This is a genomic window from Vibrio sp. 2033, assembly GCF_033339735.1.
In genome coordinates this window covers 416,167-435,382 of sequence record NZ_JAWOVC010000003.1, presented here as the reverse complement: position 1 = coordinate 435,382, position 19,216 = coordinate 416,167, and the positions used below count along the sequence as shown (strand labels likewise).

Annotated in this window: 7 protein-coding genes and 1 pseudogene; 7 read left to right on the top strand and 1 reads right to left on the bottom strand. The window is 43.1% G+C overall.

Features of this window, described 5'->3' with window-relative positions; all coding sequences use genetic code 11:
• The 3 genes from R7P74_RS07505 to R7P74_RS07495 form a co-directional block, all read left to right on the top strand.
• Positions 1-301, top strand: a 301-nt coding sequence (locus R7P74_RS07505) for a transposase (protein WP_206937618.1), incomplete at its 5' end; no start/stop codon positions are given.
• Positions 302-329: 28 nt separating this feature from the next.
• Positions 330-1,481, top strand: coding sequence for a class C beta-lactamase (gene ampC / locus R7P74_RS07500; protein ID WP_258460956.1), 1,152 nt, complete (start codon positions 330-332; stop codon positions 1,479-1,481).
• 94 nt (positions 1,482-1,575) lie between these two features.
• Positions 1,576-2,214 (top strand): CatB-related O-acetyltransferase, encoded by a 639-nt coding sequence (locus R7P74_RS07495; protein WP_005373432.1) that lies wholly within the window; start codon positions 1,576-1,578, stop codon positions 2,212-2,214.
• Positions 2,215-2,553: 339 nt separating this feature from the next.
• On the opposite strand, the gene R7P74_RS07490 is transcribed toward R7P74_RS07495, so the two are convergent.
• Positions 2,554-3,528 carry a peptidoglycan DD-metalloendopeptidase family protein gene (locus R7P74_RS07490; protein WP_021707562.1) on the bottom strand — a complete coding sequence of 325 codons (975 nt, stop codon included), beginning with the start codon at positions 3,526-3,528 and terminating at the stop codon, positions 2,554-2,556.
• Between the two features lie 253 nt (positions 3,529-3,781).
• On the opposite strand from R7P74_RS07490, the gene R7P74_RS07485 reads away from it, so the two are divergent.
• The 4 genes and pseudogenes from R7P74_RS07485 to R7P74_RS07470 all read left to right on the top strand — a co-directional run bounded on the left by R7P74_RS07485 (position 3,782) and on the right by R7P74_RS07470 (position 19,043).
• Positions 3,782-14,323, top strand: coding sequence for a tandem large repeat (locus R7P74_RS07485; protein WP_318122781.1), 10,542 nt, complete (start codon positions 3,782-3,784; stop codon positions 14,321-14,323).
• A 767-nt stretch (positions 14,324-15,090) separates the two neighbouring features.
• Positions 15,091-16,791: pseudogene (locus tag R7P74_RS07480) on the top strand (hypothetical protein).
• Between the two features lie 3 nt (positions 16,792-16,794).
• On the top strand, positions 16,795-17,874 hold the full coding sequence (locus tag R7P74_RS07475) for a hypothetical protein (RefSeq protein ID WP_225472972.1): 1,080 nt from the start codon (positions 16,795-16,797) through the stop codon (positions 17,872-17,874).
• Between the two features lie 740 nt (positions 17,875-18,614).
• A complete protein-coding gene (locus R7P74_RS07470; RefSeq protein WP_017635776.1) occupies positions 18,615-19,043 on the top strand; it encodes a hypothetical protein in 429 nt (142 codons plus the stop codon).
• The last annotated feature ends 173 nt before the right edge of the window (positions 19,044-19,216 follow it).

Here is a 19,216-nt window from a genome sequence, read left to right as displayed (position 1 = left end):
GACGGGCAGACCGGGCAAGAGGCTCCGGTTGTGCATGGACAAAGGGTATGAAGCGGAATGGTTGGGATCGTATCTGAAAAGTCGTCGCTATGAACCTCATATCCAGTCACGGAAGGATGAGTCAGAAGCCATTAAAAACACGGATTTTAAGGCTCACCGTTGGGTTGTAGAGAGAACACACAGTTGGATGAATCGCTACCGTCGTGTCCTGACTCGTTGGGAGAAGAAAGTCGAGAATTATGAGGCGATGCTGCATTTTGCCTGTGGTATCATTGTCTGGACTAAAAACCTATTGGGATAGGTTCTAAAATTAAAAAATTGAGGGTTCAATGAAGTTAAACAATGCCTTGCTGGCCATTTTATCGCTCACTTCTTTCGTCACGTTTGCGAAAACGGAGTTAACGGTTAGCAGTCAATTAAAGAGCGTAGTTGATGAATGCGCTAAAGGATTAATCAACGAATACGACATTCCGGGGTTGGCTGTTGCAGTAACGATTGATGGTAAACGTTATTTTTATAATTACGGTTTGGCTGACGTAAGTAAGGGGAGTTTAGTCACCAACGACACAATTTTTGAACTCGGCTCTATCAGTAAAACTTTTGCTGCTACTTTGACTGGGTACGCCCAAGAAAAAGGTAAGCTAGACATGGATGACAAGGTCAAAGATTATATTCCAGAATTAGAGAATAGTGCTCTGGGTAATACCAAGCTAGTTAATGTCGCCACCTACACTGCAGGTGGTCTACCATTGCAATTCCCTAGCGAAGTAACGAACGACGCTGAAATGATGCAGTACTACAAAACGTGGAAACCGGAGTACGAAGCCGGTACTAAGAGGAAGTACTCAAACCCTAGTATTGGTCTATTTGGCTACATCGGTGCCTTGAGTATGAAGTCAGACTATACGGAAATGATGGAAACCGTCATCCTGCCTGAGCTCGGTATGACCAATACCTTTGTCGATGTACCAAAGGATAAGCTTAACAACTATGCTTTTGGTTATAGTTCTGAGGGAAAACCCGTTAGAGTTAATCCAGGTATTCTTGATGCACAAGCCTATGGTATTAAATCAACAAGCTTAGATATGCTTCAATATATCGAAGCAAATATGGGTCAAGCGCAACTGAATAATGATATGGAGAATGCGCTAGAGAGAACTCATACTAAGTATTTTGATACCGACACGTTTACACAAGCCGTAGGATGGGAGGGTTATGATTACCCCGTTTCACTTTCGCAATTATTGAAGGGTAACTCCAGCGATGTAATTCTCAAAGCTAAACCGGTTCAAGCAAGTGTATCTGGTACTCTCGGTCGTGACGTTTGGTATAACAAAACGGGCTCAACAGGTGGCTTTGGGGCATATGTCGCGTATGTACCCTCTGAAAAAATAGGCATAGTGATTCTGGCGAATAAAAACTACCCTAATGCAGAAAGAGTAGAGGCTGCTTACCATATTATTAGCTCAGTGGTGAAGTAAATTTTAGTGGTAATAGGCACTACGTAATTATTAGAGCTTATTTAGATACATACTATCTACAGTGTTTTATTAGATAGTATTTATAGGAGTATTCATGAAAACTAAGCATTGGTCTAAGGTGACTTTGCTACATGAAGTTGTTACGAACCCAAATATAACGATTAAAGGTAAACATAGTTATTACAGTGATTGTTGGGACGCCGGTTTTGAAGAGTCTGTTGTAAGATATCTACAAGGCGATGAGTTCAGCCGAGATTGGGAACCAAAATGGAAGATTGATAAGTTACATATAGGTGACTTTGTCTGTATTGCAGCGGAAGTTGTCATTGTTATGGGGGGAAACAGTACACATAGAGCTGATTGGTTCTCCTTGTACCCATTTATGGACTTTATTGAAGAAGCGTACGTCGGGAAAGGAGATACTCATATTGGCGATGGCGCCTGGCTCGGTATGCGATCCATGATAATGCCGGGTGTGACTATCGGAGAAGGAGCAATCGTTGCGGCAAACAGTGTGGTGACGAAAGATGTTGAGCCTTACAGCATGGTTGCGGGGTCACCAGCTAAGCATGTCAAATATCGCTTTTCTCGAGAGACGATAGACGAACTGCTTGCTCTTAGGATATATGATTGGCCTGATAAGAAAATCGACAGCCTGAAGAGATTTTTATGTTCAGACGATTTAGAAGGGCTGAGAAAGGCAAGCGCTGAATATGATAGAAACCACTCATAATCGTGACAGCGTCACTGTTTAGAAAGTAAGAAAGAGGTATTGTTGGGCCTCTTTGTATTAGATATCTAGCCAATACAATGAGTAATCATTTTATTCTTTTATTGATCTTTTACGTGAACATGATAGGGCGCGTACCATTTGCGTTCAAGAACAAGAGGACAACGTGTTTGGTTAAGGGGAAACCGATGGAATATCGGGAAATTATAATCATTAAGAGCCGCATGTAGCGGCTCTTTTTGATCCTGAAATTGGTTAGTGGCGACAGACTACGAAGCGCTCAGAAGGTTACGAGGACTCGCTTCAGATAAATGAAGAAAGAGCGAATCGAAGTGGCTGTTGTTACCTATTTGACTGCTCATACCGTTGCCATTCCGCTGTTAACTCTGCTTTTTCTTTTCTCGCTGCAATCAGCATTTCTATATTTACGTCAGTGTTTGGGTGCCTTTGAATGTATCGCTCGTAATCAACCGGAACACCATTGATGTGCAGTTCAAGATGTAAATGCGGCCCTGTTGTTCTTCCTGTGTTACCCGTTTTCCCTATCACTTGTCCTCGGCTGATCTTCTCACCAACATGGACGTTGCGCTGAGATAAGTGTAGGTAGCGTGATACAGAGCCATTTGTGTGGCGGATATTAATGTAGTTGCCTGCAAAACGGTTGTAGCGGGACTTTAAAACGATGCCATCAGCAATACTACGAATCGGTGTACCTACAGGTGTGGCATAATCAGTGCCTAAGTGCGGAGTCGTTATATTGGTCACTGGATGTGTTCGCTTTAAGTCATAGTCAGAGCTCACTCTGTAGTTTTTATCAAAGGGTGAAGAAAACATGAACTGATTATTTATCGACACACCATGCTCATCAAATACGTTACCGTGACCATCATTGATAATAAATAAATCAGTTTTACTGCCTAAATAGTAAAAAGAACTAATGTAAGTTTCATTTTTACTATTTAATTTAGTTCTTAAGATAAAGTTATCACCTCTTTTAATAGAGTCAATAATATTAAACTTGCTTTTGATAAGTGCTAATAGCAAGTTGATCTCTTTTTGACTCACTCCTGATTTTAATAATGAAGCGACAAAAGAGTATTCAACAACACCGGTAGTGATTTTTTGCCTACGAGTCTTCTTTTTAATTGATGGCTGCACATTCTCACTTTCGAATTCTAAAGGCTTGATGGTAGGTAGCCTATCCACAGGAGTGAGGAAGTAGTGAGAAAGCGATACGCTAATCAATATGATTAACGCAGTAGTGATAAGGGCTACGGTAGGAGCTTGCACACTTCTTTTTATTATTAAAATAGTCATTAGTTTTGTTGGTTTATCAATACTGACAGTTGTGCGTAGAGTATAATATTTTAAATAAAAACTAGCATTAAAGCATGAGTAATTCCTCTGTTTTAACTAAGTTAATAATTATAGGATGTAAAAATAATTTTAATAATTCAGTCAAAGTGACGGTTGGCTTGGTGTTTATGCCTATTTTGTTGGTGTTAATGTCACGTTGAGAAAATATTTTTCAATAATATAATCTCGGGAAAATATATTTTGCCAAATTACTATGTTCGCTAAAAATACGCTGAAATTAACATTAGGTCTTACGCTTACATCTCTTTTATTGAGTGCATGTGGTGGTGGTGATGGAGGAGACAACACACCTCCAGCTAGAAGCAAAGGAAGCATTTCCGGTATGGTGTTTGACGCCCCAGTCAATGGCGCCAAGATTGAGGTTTTCGAGTTCAAAAATGGAAACTTAGGTCGGAAGTTGGCTAACACGACGTCTGATGCCTTCGGAAACTATCTGCTAGAGTTTGAATCGTCGTCAATGCCTCTTTTTGTTGTTGCAAAAGAGGGGAGTTATACCGATCCGTTTACAAATGAAACGGTATCTGTGAGCAATGCGAAGACACTTAAATTTGAAGGTGTTGTGAACTTTAAAGAGGGGAGTGAGCAAAAGTTAATGCTTACTCCGCTGTCGAACTTGGCAGCAGGCTTGGCAAAGTACAAAATTTCTCAGGGGGCCACAGATGAAAGTGCTTTTTCAACCGCTTTGGATAGTATCAATAGCATGTATGGTTTTGACGTAAATGAGACCAAACCTATTGATATTACCAAAGGTGGGCAAAGCAGTTTTGCTAGTGCTGGGCATCAATACGGTGCTTTATTAACAGCATACTCGTCTTACTCTTACGATCTTATAAAAAAATACGGCAACAGCGATAACGTCTACACTTCGATGCACTTCGCTGACATCCAATATCGGGATGTTATTGCAGATGGTGTTCTTGATGGTCTTGAAGTGAGCAAGACTTCAGGAGCAGTGACTCCCCTCAGCTTTGGACAGAAAAAGATAAACAGCGACGTTTACACACGTGACTTATCTCAGCACGTTTTGATCGTGGTAAACGACCCAAGTATCAATATTTCAGGTACTGATGCTGCAGACTATGTCGACTTTAGTAAGAAGCTTAATGACTTAGGTACATATGGCAGTACAGATGGCGTCATTCCACCGCGAGATGGGACGGAGATTGATACCACAGCGCCTATCGTGACACGCATTGACCGTGATGTACTTGCAGGCACCGATAAAGTTGACCTAAAAATTGTTGATGATATCGGTGTAGAAGACGTATCCGCCTTTATTCAGTATCAGATTAATGGCTCTTGGTCTGGTGAATTTCAATGTAACGACATACAAGATTTTGGAAGCACATTCTGTTCGGTTGAATTTGATGATTTTGAAGTTGGCCTTCGAGAGACCAACGTTAAAGTTAACATTAATACCAAAGAGATCGATAGTGTAGATATGAACCCTGCCACAGGGCTCTCAAACGTAACAGCAGCACGGTTAGTCTTATATACAGCGGATGTACTGGGTAATGAGTTAATTCCAGGCAGCCATTCGGGTCTTCATATCAACTTTGAATGGGATAACGATGCGCCTGTTATCGATATTACATCGGCGAGTGCAATTAATAACCAACTTAAAGAATACGTTCTGAAAGGGGTTGTAAAAGAAAGCTCGCAAGAGATTAGTTCGGTCAGTATTTCATTTAAAGATGGCTTACATGAGGGCGTCACATGTTCTCCTGTCACTGTAGAGTCTGGAAATGCTTGTGAGTTTAGTAAGGCTTACCCAACTGATGAATTCCTATCTACGACGGTCTTTGAGGTTCGAGCGAAGGATAGCAAAGGGAATACGGGCGCTGCGCAGCATGCAGTAAGTCGTGACGATCAAGCGCCAGCACAGACGATAACCTATCCTGAAGGTACGTCAATGACGTACGTAAATGTGGGTTTAGATGGTGAACGAACCACTTACGATGGTATCTACTCTCAAGATACGTACACCCCAGACAATGTTCAAGCAAGCCGCGATTTCCTGAAGATTGACTATGCGTACGCAAGTTTAGGGATTCAGAACTCATTAAAAGGGATAGATTTTAGTAACTTCAACGCTAATTTATTGAAAGAGAATAAAATCCCTTATGTTCGTGTGAAAGTTTCAGACGTAAACACCGATACGGTTTTAGGCTCCAACGCTAATAAGCTTAAGCTCGTCGTCAAGTACTACGTAAGCCAAAACAACGATAACAACTACTCACTTCAGCAAGTTATTGACACAACCGCATCCGATGACGATTACATCGCAAAAATTCCGCACGAAACGCTGTTAGATAGCAATGGGCGAGTAGAGGATGTCATTTATTACATTCCTTTTGTAAGAGATATTTTGGGTGACAGCTTTAAATCGGTATCAGAAAACAGTAGTCAAAAGTTAGTCATTCAAACCGTCGATGAGTCTGATAACGAAAGCACTCCAAGAGAAGTATATTTTAGAAGTAGCTTTGACCTACCAACCATAAAAGTGGTGACACCATTTATTGGTGCGCGAGCTCAACTTGAAGGGTTGAGCCCAAGTGGTGAATTCACTTCACTTGCAAGTTGTACCACTATCCAGCAACTGGAAAGTGACCAGTCCATGGCTCTTGACGTAGCGAGTTGTGAAACCACAACTGACGTAGTGAATTATGATTTCATGCGTGTTCGTTTAATTGGTATCGAAGGCAGTGAGCCATACTATTACCAATGGAAAAGAGATCCAGGGACCAAGAAAGTTACGGTTGACTTAAACAAGGCCAATATTGGTGTGTATTTTAAGCTCAAAGGTTCTCAAACTTACTATATTACTGAACTATCGACATATCAGACTGGTTTGTTTGATTTCCAGTGGGATCAAGTGACAGCGGGAGAGAAAACTTCAGAACGTGCGATTCAAATTCTTGATGAGGTGCGCTACGCGTTATCAGGTACGAATAACAACTCATTCTTTGGGTTTGACCCAACGGTTGTGTCTTATGCAACCAATGAAATGCTTACGACTAAAGCGATTCCAGACAAGCCATCAAATGACTATCTACACCGATTCCTTGTTGAAGCAATTGATAGTATTGCCGAGAGAATGCCAAGAAATAACTCATTAGATTTTGCATCTGCTAGTTACGATGATTTTAGCTACGATGGAAAAGCAAATGGTATAGGGGCCGGAGGAAGTCAAGTTACGCTCGATTCTTACACGTTTGGCGCTGAAACTTACCGAAAAGATCTGGCGCAATCGTATTATGAAATCATGGCGAGCAAATACGGTATTGAGACCAATATCGCGCAGCTCTATGCTGATGATATTTCGATGGCTAATCCTGACTTTAATGGTAAGAACATTTTTGATACAGAGGGTAGCAGTATCGATACCTTGCCTCCGCAGCCAAAATTAACCATTGAAAGCGGTAGAGAGACGATGGTTGGTAATAGGCTTTATATCGCTGGCGAGGTTGTTTCTAAAATTGTCCTAGACGATCCTTCTGGTATTGTAGGAACCGACGCTCACGGCCCGAAGTTTAGCACGATGTGGTATCAAGCCAATGAGCCAAACATTGAAATACCACTGGACATCAACATCGTAGAAAACTCAGACAGCAGCAATGCTTATCGAAAAGAGTACTTCTTCACCCTTAACTCCCAGTCTAGTGAACTAAAAGATATTATAGAGTTTGCCGTGGAGACCAGTGCTATGGACCCACATGGCAATGCGTATGGTTACAATGGTAAATCTCCGTTTATAGAATCGGTGTTTATTGATAACGACTTCCCTAAGGCCAGTTACCTTCCACCGAATGATGTCGATGGTAAACCTGTAGAAAACGGTATTTATTTAAATGCGAACAATACTCATGAATTAACCTTCAAGGTTGAGGATATTGTTGGTGATAAGCTTGCCTCGAGGGGTCTTGTTTTCTACCAGCAAACCGGTGAAAAAGTAACATACACACCAGAAAACTTTGCAAGTAACTCAAAAGACGCGTTTAAAGTCAAACTATGTACGGGCGAGATTTGTTCAAATCAAGGCTCTACGATTTATCCTGGTGATGGAGATTGGTTAGTTGTTGCCGCAGCAGAGGACAACTTAGGTAACTCCGTTTCAGAGTTAACTAGCACCGCTCCGAGATTCAATATTCGTATCGACTCTGAAGCTCCTATTGTAAAAAGCGAGCAGGTTCAAAGCCGTTTAGGTGGTAATAACCAATGGACACCTGTCATTGATTGGGGGACGTTAAGCTCTGGCAATAACGTAAAAATAGATCTGCGCCGCGGATCTGGTCAGGCTCTGACATTAGAAAGCTGTGACCCTCTAACAGAGGCGTGTGACGTACCATACCTAGTTGGTGAACAGCCTGACGTCAAAGTCCAACTGGTTTCAAAAGCATTTGATTACGATGAATGGAATGAGTTTTACGTCACTGCGACGGACAACGCTTACCCTGCCAATGTTAGTACAACAGGGAAATTTACCTTCCAAGTCGATAACAAAGGCCCTGAAATCATCCTAAATACACCTTGGGTTGAAGACACATTGTCCAAAGAGAACTATGTCATAGGGCGTGAGTTCAACGTGCGATTTAAATCTGTAATAGACGATTCAGACCTTGAGCAAGTCTCGCTGTATCAAAGTGGTAAAGATTCGCCAATTAAGACAATTGTGCCAACGGATTCATCTAAAGAGTTTGTCATGTCTCTTATCAAGAGTGACACAGATAAAATAGACATTTCTGAAGATGAAAAAACAACGTCATTGTATGTAAAAGCAACCGATATTTATGGTTTTGAGTCTAGTTCTAACACGCACAAGGTTATTCTTGATCGTGATGGGCCAACATTAGGCTTAAGTGGTTTCAATGCGAATGACTACTACTTAGGTAACTATGTCTTTGACCTAACGGCGCTAGACCTAAATGCAAACGGTGATGTTTCAATTAATGGCGTAAATCGAGAAAGCCTAGAGTATTGGACGTTTAGCGATCTGGAACCATTACCTGGCTCTCCCGGTACAAAAATCAATGAGGATCTCAAAGTGAGCCTTGGTGATTTAGGTACGGGTACACACAAGGTTCGTTTAAAAGGGTCTGATGTTCGTGGCAACACAACCTTAACCAATGATGAGCAAGATTTTACCGTCAAAGTGTACAACTCAATCCCGCAGGTGACGCTGGCGATGAGTTACACGGATGGAACGCCAATTACAAACAACACCATCTATCAAGATGGAAATATCGTACTGACGCTTGATATTGTTGATGATAGTGGCGTTGATCGAATTGACTCAACTTATAGATTCTCTGGAGAGCAAAACGGGACTAACTTTACGTTCTCAGAAACCGCAGATGGCACTTGGACTGCAACGTTGCTTTCTACACAAATTGCCAAAGATGGTAATTATGAACTTGATATCAAAGTTTATAACAAAGTTCGTTACCTTGATGAAAAAGACCGAAAGGTTGGAAAAGTAAACCAAACCTTTAGCGTACAGCGTGAAGGTGTGGTTCTAACAGTTGAAAGCCCGCTGGACTTCCAAAATTACTTATCTGATGGTGTTCTTGATGTCACCTTTACTACATTGAGTGCGGTCAAAGCCAAAACGTTAGAGTGTTGGGTTCGTGAAGAATACAACTCTCTGGATGCGCCACCAACTAATGAGCAACCAACTTCTGGTGTTATCAACGTATCGCAAGAACCTTACAGTTGTAGTGTCAATGTTGGGCAAAACATGACCAAAGCACCTGTTACTTTGATCACTAAAACCTTGGGTACAAATGGGCGTGAAACGATCAACAAGTTCAATTTCTCGATGGTGGATATTGATGCACCGACAGTCGTAGATGGTAACTCATACAGTTTTAAAGGAAGTGATGTTTGGTTTGATGAAGCTTTGAAGAAGAAGATGCTCACATTTGAGCTCTCTTTCAATGATGCTTTATCAGGCGTGAATACCGAAAGTTCAGATGAATATCCAAAGTTGGTTCGTAATCTTGGCAACAAAGCTTATACACCAACGACTTGTGCCAAAGGTGTTGGAAATATCAAGTGTACGTATTCTGAATCCTATGCCGATATTATTGATGGCCTGAGTACAACTCAAGAATACAAAATCAAGAACTTATCTGATTTAGCAGGAAACTTGACGCCAGAGCACGATCTACTGCTTGAATTACCTAAAGGTTCGGTAGTCGTTGAAATTACTGATCCGGTTGGAAACACAACCATTAATGGTCAGCAGCTTGTCGCCAAATTCAGAATTAAGCTGTATGAAAACTCTAGACTAGACAATGTGATGGCCAGGTTTGGAACGGAATCCTACAACTATAAAGATAATCCGGAGAAGTTTGCACAATTAGAGGTGTGTGCAGATGATCCAACCTACAAGTGTTCAACATTTACAAGTGAACTTCCTAGCGATGCGGATGGAAAAACGATCAGGACAACGATTACCGCAACGGATGTGTGGTCGAGAGTCGGTGAAGCGACCGTTGATATTAAAGTTGACAACACACCTCCAAGTGTTGGCGATGAGATTATCGTAACCGAATCGCCAACAAATCCTGATAATGTTCGTTTTCGTTTTGACATAACGGACACTGGTAGCAGCCTGGCAACAGTAAACTACTCGGTTTTAAACCCGAGTTATCAAGAAGAAAGAGTAGAGGATGGGAATGGTTCATCTACGTACTTTGAACTACCGAAATCTCAGTTAGAGGGGCGTGGTTCAATCACAGTAGACATCAAAGCGACAGATAGCGTCGGACTGTATTCTGATATCAGAAAAGTCATTGATATTAGTGTTCCTAAAGTCACAGTTGATTTCGATGGAATTACGAGTTTGCAGGGTGGGAAACTGTTTTTAACCAAGGCAAGCCAGCCGTTTACGGTATCTACGGTGGAAGGAGAAAGAGTGAAAGCTTCACAATATTCTGTGGAGCTTGTTCCAAGCCTCGGTGATTCCTTGCGTTACTCAGGTGATGTTATCTCATCTAGTGGTAATGGAATGATGAACTTTGCCGTCGATAACCAAGGGTCATATACCCTTAAGGTGACGGTGACGGACTCAGTTGGAAGAGAGAATACAAGCTTTGAATTACTAGGCAAAAGTTATGATGGAAAGGTTATCGAATCTATTGTTGATTATGACGCTCCAAGTATTTCGGGCTTAAGTGCTAATCAAACCTCTAAGGTGCCGACAAACGATAAGTATCAACTAGAAATTAGTGCATACATTACAGATAAAAATTTAAATCTCGTCACGTCAAAAGCGGTGAGTGGTGGTAGCACAGTGGCTCCTCAAGCGATTACTGAGCCGACAACCGAAGCGGGGCCTTATGTCATAAGCTACTTGTTACCGAAAGGCGATCATACGATCACGGTGGCAGCAACAGACAAAGTGGATAACAAGAGTGAAAGTTCTATTGACGCGCATGTGGAAGCGGCAACCGTTCCCGGGCTAAGTATCTCTACCGCCTCAAGCGCCCCTCTTTTTGGAGGTGAAGAGATTACACTTACGTTTAACTTTACAGAAGAAGTTACTAACTTTGATATCTCAGATGTCCACCTTGTCGCTAGTGATAACGGTGCAACAGGAACGTTAAAGCAAGATACGTGGTCCACTTCAGACAACGTTACGTGGACGGTTAATTACATCAGTCCAGAAAAGCAAGATAAAAACATAACAATACAGGTAGAGGATGATAGCTACCAAAGTATCAACACCATTCCTGGAAAAGGAAGCAGTTTAAGTATCGCGGTTGAAGGAACCTTACCAAAACTGACCAATGTGACATTTAACCCCGAGCATCAGAGCGTGGGGCAAAGCGTGAGTGTCTCGCTTGAGTTTGATAAAGAGCTCCAAGAGGCGACCGCTACGCTTGGCGGAAATCGCATTAGTTCTCTGTCAGCAACGGCAGATAAAAAGGTCTGGGTTGGTGATGTACAAGTTCCGAGCACCGCGCTGTTAAGTGTCGACTTGGTTGTTAGTCAATTTAAAGATTTGACTGGCAACATAGGTGAGGATAACACCGCTCACGAATTACCGATCACGCCAACCTTAGCTATTACGCCAGTGGGCAGTGTGGATGAAACGCATGCCGCCACGCTACAATTTGAAGGTACGTCGACACGCTTTGACGGTCAGTCCCTGCGTCTTGAAGTGAAAGCCCAAGGCAGCGCGACGGTATTGAAAAGCAGCAGCGCAACGGTACAAGCCGGTGGCACTTGGATCAGTGACGCAATGAACATGAGTCACCAAACCAATGGTACTTATACCGTGATGGTGACGGGGACGAACTCAGCGGGCATTGAAGTGAGTGAAAGCCAGAGCTTTACACTCGCGCAGTCTCTGCCAACGCTGACTAACGTGACGTTTACGCCTGAGCACCAAACCATCGGCCAAAGCGTGACGGTGACGCTGGAATTCGATAAAGATCTGCAATCCGCCGCAGCGGAGTTAGGTGGTACAACGATCACTTCATTAGTGGCAACCGCGGACTCAAGTGTTTGGACTGGTGATGTGGTGGTACCAAGTACGTCGGAGCTCAATGTGGCGTTGCTTGTTCGTGACTACCAAGACTTATCAGGGAATATCGGTAGCCAGAACACGGCTTACTCCATGCCGATGACGCCGACCTTAGCCATCACGCCAGTGGGCAATGTGGATGAAACGCATGCCGCCACGCTACAATTCGAAGGCACGTCGACACGCTTTGACGGTCAGTCCCTGCGTCTTGAAGTGAAAGCACAAGGCAGCGTGACGGTACTAAAAAGCGGCAGTGCAACAGTACAAGCCGGTGGCACTTGGATCAGTGACGCAATGGACATGAGTCACCAAACCAACGGCACTTATACCGTGATGGTGACGGGGACGAACTCAGCGGGCATTGAAGTAAGTGAAAGCCAGAGCTTTACACTGGCTCAGTCTCTGCCAACGCTGACTAACGTGACGTTTACGCCTGAGCACCAAGCCATCGGCCAAAGCGTGACGGTAACGCTGGAATTCGATAAAGATCTGCAGTCCGCCGCGGCGGAGTTAGGTGGCACGACGATCACCTCATTAGTGGCAACCGCGGACCCAAGCGTTTGGACTGGTGATGTGGTGGTACCAAGTACGTCGGAGCTCAATGTGGCGTTGCTTGTTCGTGACTACCAAGACTTATCAGGGAATACCGGAAGTCAGAGCACGGCTTACTCCATGCCGATCACACCAACCTTAGCTATTACGCCAGTGGGTAATGTGGATGAAGCGCATGCAGCCACGCTACAATTTGAAGGTACGTCGACACGTTTTGACGGTCAGTCCCTGCGTCTTGAAGTGAAAGCCCAAGGCAGCGCGACGGTACTAAAAAGCGGCAGCGCGACAGTACAAGTCGGTGGCACTTGGAGCAGTGACGCAATGGACATGAGTCACCAAACCAATGGCACTTATACCGTTATGGTGACGGGGACGAACTCAGCGGGCATTGAAGTGAGTGAAAGCCAGAGCTTTACACTGGCGCAGTCTCTGCCAACGTTGACTAACGTGACGTTTACGCCTGAGCACCAAGCCATCGGCCAACGCGTGACGGTAACGCTGGAATTCGATAAAGATCTGCAATCCGCCGCAGCGGAGTTAGGTGGTGCGACGATCACTTCATTAGTGGCAACCGCGGACCCAAGTGTTTGGACTGGTGATGTGGTGGTACCAAGCACGTCAGAGCTCAATGTGGCGTTGCTTGTTCGTGACTACCAAGACTTATCAGGGAATACCGGTAGTCAGAACACGGCTTACTCCATGCCGATCACGCCAACCTTAGCTATTACGCCAGTGGGTAATGTGGATGAAGCGCATGCAGCCACGCTACAATTTGAAGGTACGTCGACACGTTTTGATGGTCAGTCCCTGCGTCTTGAAGTAAAAGCCCAAGGCAGCGCGACGGTATTGAAAAGCAGCAGTGCGACGGTACAAGCCGGTGGCAATTGGACCAGTGACGCGATTGATATGAGTCACCAAACCAACGGCACTTATACCGTGATGGTGACGGGGACGAACTCAGCGGGCATTGAAGTAAGTGAAAGCCAGAGTTTTACATTGGCGCAGTCTTTGCCAACGCTGACTAACGTGACGTTTACGCCTGAGCACCAAGCCATCAGCCAAAGCGTGACGGTAACGCTAGAATTCGATAAAGATCTGCAGTCCGCAGCGGCGGAGTTAGGTGGTACAACGATCACTTCATTAATGGCAACCGCGGACCCAAGTGTTTGGACTGGTGATGTGGTGGTACCAAGCACGTCAGAGCTCAATGTGGGGTTGCTTGTTCGTGACTACCAAGACTTATCAGGGAATACCGGTAGTCAGAGCACGGCTTACTCCATGCCAATTACACCGACAATACACCTAGACGCTATCAACGATGTTACTGGAGTGGAAAGCGTGACAGTAAGTGGTAGCAGTGAACGATTTGAAGATGGTGAGTTCATAGATATCAAAGCAGTCGACGCTGATGGTACAGAAGCCACAGGCATGGCAACCGTGCTTTCAGACTCATGGACAACTGATTTAGATCTTTCAGGACTGAAGGAGGGGGTAGTGACGATTTATGTAAATGGTACCAACAAGCTTTCCGCCTCTGCCGAAGAGGCTCAAGCAACATTTAACTATGATCGTTTCGCAAGTACAGCCTCCTTAGGTGCTGTTTACAACCGATATTTTAGTGATAACAAAACTTTAAAAAATGCGGCATAAATAAAGCGAGCGTTTAGCTCGCTTTATTTCTTTGGGACTTTTTGTGATATTTATCAAAATAATTGCCTTTATTGATAAGTTACTCGAATTAATGAATCGTCTTAATACAAGGCTGAATAACTATAATAACTAGGCCAATGTTGCTTTTAGGTGTGTATGACGTGATTGTGATGGTCGCTCGGCAGGTGCTGTGGTGAATGTGTCGTGTTGAAAATCTTTTTAAATATTATATATTTACGATCGTTTCTATACTTTGAGTATAGTGTTCTGCATGAGGTCGATGGGTAATACCTCACCTCTTTAACTCGCGATGAAGCAAATTTAATCCTAGCAAGCTTCAGAGCAGTTACTTTTGTGAGTGCGTAATGCGCTCACCTTTTTATTTAAACTTCCTCAGTAACAGTCAATTTGTTGTTTGTTGCTGAGGAGGGCACCTCATAAACTTCTGAATTTCCTCGTACTTACCTGAAGCGCACGTTACTACGATTTTTGTTAACTTCAGTCCATAAATTAAATTTTTTTAGATAGTAAGATTTTACCATTTTGACAGAGTGGGTGATGTTACTGGCTTTTATAGTGGTCAAATCGCATGTTTTGATAGCAAAAATGACCATTTTTTTGGTGTTTTTGATTTCGGGCGATTTTTCTATCTCTTTGAAAATAAATGGCTAAGTAAGTAGGATACGCAGACCAAATCGTACTTGTAAGCCTTATCAGCTTAATTGTCACCGCAGCCATATTTACGATGTTGGTTGTGGAGAATTCAAATGCATTTAGTTTGCAAATTTATACCTAGCTCGAAGCTATCCTCCAACGAGCTATCTTATGTTCTTACACCGGACGAGTGTATAGGACAGCTTTCGCGTTTGCGAAATTCAGATGACATCCTTAGAAACCTCCCTAAAGAATTGGCGAAAAGATTTCCATCTCTGCCAAAAAAACGACCAGCGCATTGCTAGCAGCTATAAGAATCGAATTGGGAAAAGGCAATTGGGTGTCATTATCTACCGTTGCTCGTCGGTCGCCATTGACGGACTCTCAGCTGCAAAGCTTCCCTAGACTTAAATCACTCGTTGACTCTGTATCTGCTTCGAATGAAAGCAAAGTTTTTAAAGCGGGTTACTGACGATGTTGCTCTAGTTCGCAGTTACACGCATGTACCTTCTGAGCCAAGCCCAGACCAAAAAATTGTTGTCGAGTTTGCAGGGCAGTGGTCTAGCAACGCGGCATGTTTGATGTTGGGTAAAACGGACGCTCAAAAAGAAAAAGTGACTGTAGGTAAGGCTGATACAGAAAACAAACACCGCAGCCTCGCGACATTTAAAGATCTCGAAGCTGAGGGCAAAACGCTCTATATCAAAATCCCTTGCACTGACCAGCCTCAGCCAATTTTGCTTAAACTCGCCGAAAACCTGCAACCCGTTGATAAAGATACTCAGATGGATGAGTGGGATAACGTGTTGGTGCCTGTACTATCTATGCTAGAGGGCCCAAATGGACATGAGTTGGTCGCAGAAGGTTATTTTTATGTAATCTGGAATAACAAAGTTTGGCGAGAGGTTGAAGTTACACCAAAAGGCTACTTTGCCGATGTCGATTTAGAGTACTACAGAAATAATGATCCTGAACCTTCGATGAAAACGCGGCATGTAAATATTGATGGGGCAAACCTTGTACCAGACTACTATGTTGGCGAAGAAGCATTTGAGATTTATCAATCTGGTCAGAAAGTGTATTCGGGACATTTAAGCCTTGATCAAGGTGCTAGGGTATTCCGCCTTGTAGATGAGGAAGTAGATATTGTTTTTCCAAAATTAGATATTGATCCTATCACTGTTAAAACGGTGCTAAGCCCTTATAAAGCTGGCAAAGATGGTTTGCGTATTGCACAAGGTGTTCCTCTACCGCATATTTGGGTGCCATATAAAGTCGCGGGAGAAGTACAAGAATGTTATATCCATTATTCCGAGTTGGCTTTGACAAACACTGAACTGTCTGAGCTAGAGAGTGATCCTGCTTCAATTGCTAAGTCTCTTTCAGAGTTGCAAATATACTCCTCATTCCAAAGCTTTAATAATGCGGGTGAGAATATTATTCCAGTTTCTGGTACCACATCGACAGGCACTGGCAGTGGAATCATCAACGAACATAAAGAAAGCAATGTTGCGGGGCTTAAGTTGGCTCCGAGAGGCGCTTTGCCTTCTATACGTTACCTTCACGAGCCTCTGACAGATCAGCCGGACGATTTCTTTGGGCTTCGTAACATAGAACACGATTGGATTCACAAATCGTACTTTCGTTCAGCGATGAAAGACGACGATGGTTATATGACGCTGCGTTTTGCATTCCCGCCGGCAGAGGTCAAGAACGTCGATATTGTTCGAGGTGTTCATTCGAGCCTCTCCACCGGTAGCCAACGTCTTGTTGTTGTAGAAGAAAATGTACCCATTTCAGAATTGCTAGGTTAAACCATGAAAAAAATACTATTACTGTTACTTACTGCTTTATCGATAGCGGGTTGTAAAGATGACGGCCGCACTTACGTGGGTGAACATAACTACTACACCATGGAGCAGAGCAAGGTCCGTAAATCTGGCTCTGCGACTTATCAACAACGTGACTTTCCTCGTTACTTTATCCATCGTGCCAAAGAATGGCCAAGGGAAGATTTAAACGACGCGAGTTCTTACGATTTGCCACGCGTTCAGTTTACTTGGGCAAACTTATCAGACGATCAAGGATATGGACCAGACCCAATGTACGATGAGTACGAAGGGCGTGTAAAAGTTTGGAGTATGAAGACCGATGGTACGGACCTGCGTTTGGTGACAGATTTACCCTATCTTGGAAAGGCATCCAGCACTCGATACAAAACCAGTCGCTCACCAAATAATCGTTACGTTGCACTGAACTCCGGACCTGACATACATCTTTTTGATTTAAAAGAGCAAAAATTAATTGACTTGCCGCATCGTTTAGCTGGTATTCCGGGTTTCCTGTGGGCGGAAGATAGCAGCTACGTTTATTACCGCACGGGTAAGGTGGGGCGTGTGGTGTATAAGTGGGATATTGCTAAAGGTGAGGCGGAAAAAACGGATTTACAAATATTCGGTACAGGATTTATAAAAGGCGGGTTGATTTATGAGGTGGGAGATGTTGGAGCTGGAATCATTGATGAAAAGACTCATGAGCTTGTAAAATTGGTTCAATGGGGGAAAAAGTTACCTGTTAATAAAGCAAAAGCGCATTATACGGCGATCAGTCCAGAAGGGGACATCGTTTGGGCGGCTAATCGCAACTATCACAATGTGTTTGTTGTTGATCTAGCAAATGGTCAACAGATTGAGCGTGATGGGGCAATGCAATATGCCATCGGTCTAAAAAATCGTTTTTCTTTGACGAATTATAACGCGATGCTGATGTCAGTACAGAACAACCAGACAAAACAAGCGTGGAGTTGGTCTCCGTTGGGTTACAGCCGCACGTTAGACCCCGCCATTGTGTATAACCTCTCTGCAAATCATGGCAACTGGTTTAAGGAGGCTAAATAATGGCCAGAACCTACGATGATGAAATCTACTTATTTGGCGCTTTATTCTACAGCTACAATACGGATGAAGGTCGAATATTTGATTGGCATACAAAAGCTGGGTTTGGCGTAAATTTTTGATTTAAAGGCGAAAACTTCAGTTTCGCTAGCTCTGGTAAGGTTGGGTACTTTAGTGTCTGAAACGAATTGATGGCAATATAGATAGCTGAGCCGTTACGTTAGATTACAATAGCTCTAAAGGATTTACCCTGCAAACCGTTTTACGTTACCGAAGCTTTATGAAAGTCAAAAATAAAAGTGATCGATTCAGTGTATATCACCGTTTGCCCCCGTATAACAGTCGTCGAGCGTGAAAGACGGATAGGGTGGCAATGGTATATTCTACTTACTGGCGAAATAGGCATTGACTTCAATATAAGTTTGTATGTTGGGCTATCGAATGATGGCTTATGATTTAGTGGAGCAACATAGCTTGTCACCAAAGGACCTGTATCTCAAGTTACTATTGTGCTTCCGTAGTTAGCTGTAGAGTGTTGCAAGCACCTACTGAAGGCAGTCTTTTCTGGCTCCAGTGAGGCTTTATTACCTAGGCTCAGACGCAGACGTTTGTCTTCCATATAGAATATTCGAGCAAGATCACGGAAGTCCGGAAAGCGACTTATTCGCTAATATTTTAGTAAAACTGAAAGCTGAATCGTCAACTGATATAACGTAAAGTGTCTCATTTTTATGGGAGTACTAATGAATAGTTACGTTATTTTACATCGGGATAAGATTGCGGTGGCGATTGACCTAATGAGTGCAACATCGTCATCTGATATCAATAGGCTAAAAACGGAAGGCTTTTTCGTTGAAGAAGAAATGATTGATGCAAAGACAGATAGTGAGGCTATCAGAGTGTTTCAGTCTAGTGAAAGATGTCCGTGGAAGACTCTCCCTAGAAATAAAGTTCAATTGTGGTTGTTATACCTCTTTATTGCCCTTGGCGTGGTTATTAACGCCGCTGTTGGTGATTATTCTGAATTAAGAGAGGCTTGGGGCAGTACTGAGGTGTTACTTTACACCCAATTAAGTCTATTGGCTGCTATAGCGATGTGTCTAATTTATATGATTTCTAGATGTCTGAGAATACTGAAGGGACAAAATGATAAGGTCCTTTTAACTGATTAACCTCAAATTTTTGTCAACCATTCTTTGTCTGCGTCCCACAAGTCAGAGCTGGGAAATATACTCATATTTTTTAATCTGTTGGGGGCGTATTTGCCATGGCAACCCAATTAAAGAATGGATTAAGAATGAAAAAGAAAATATTACTCAGCTTGGGTTTGACGATTATAGTTGTC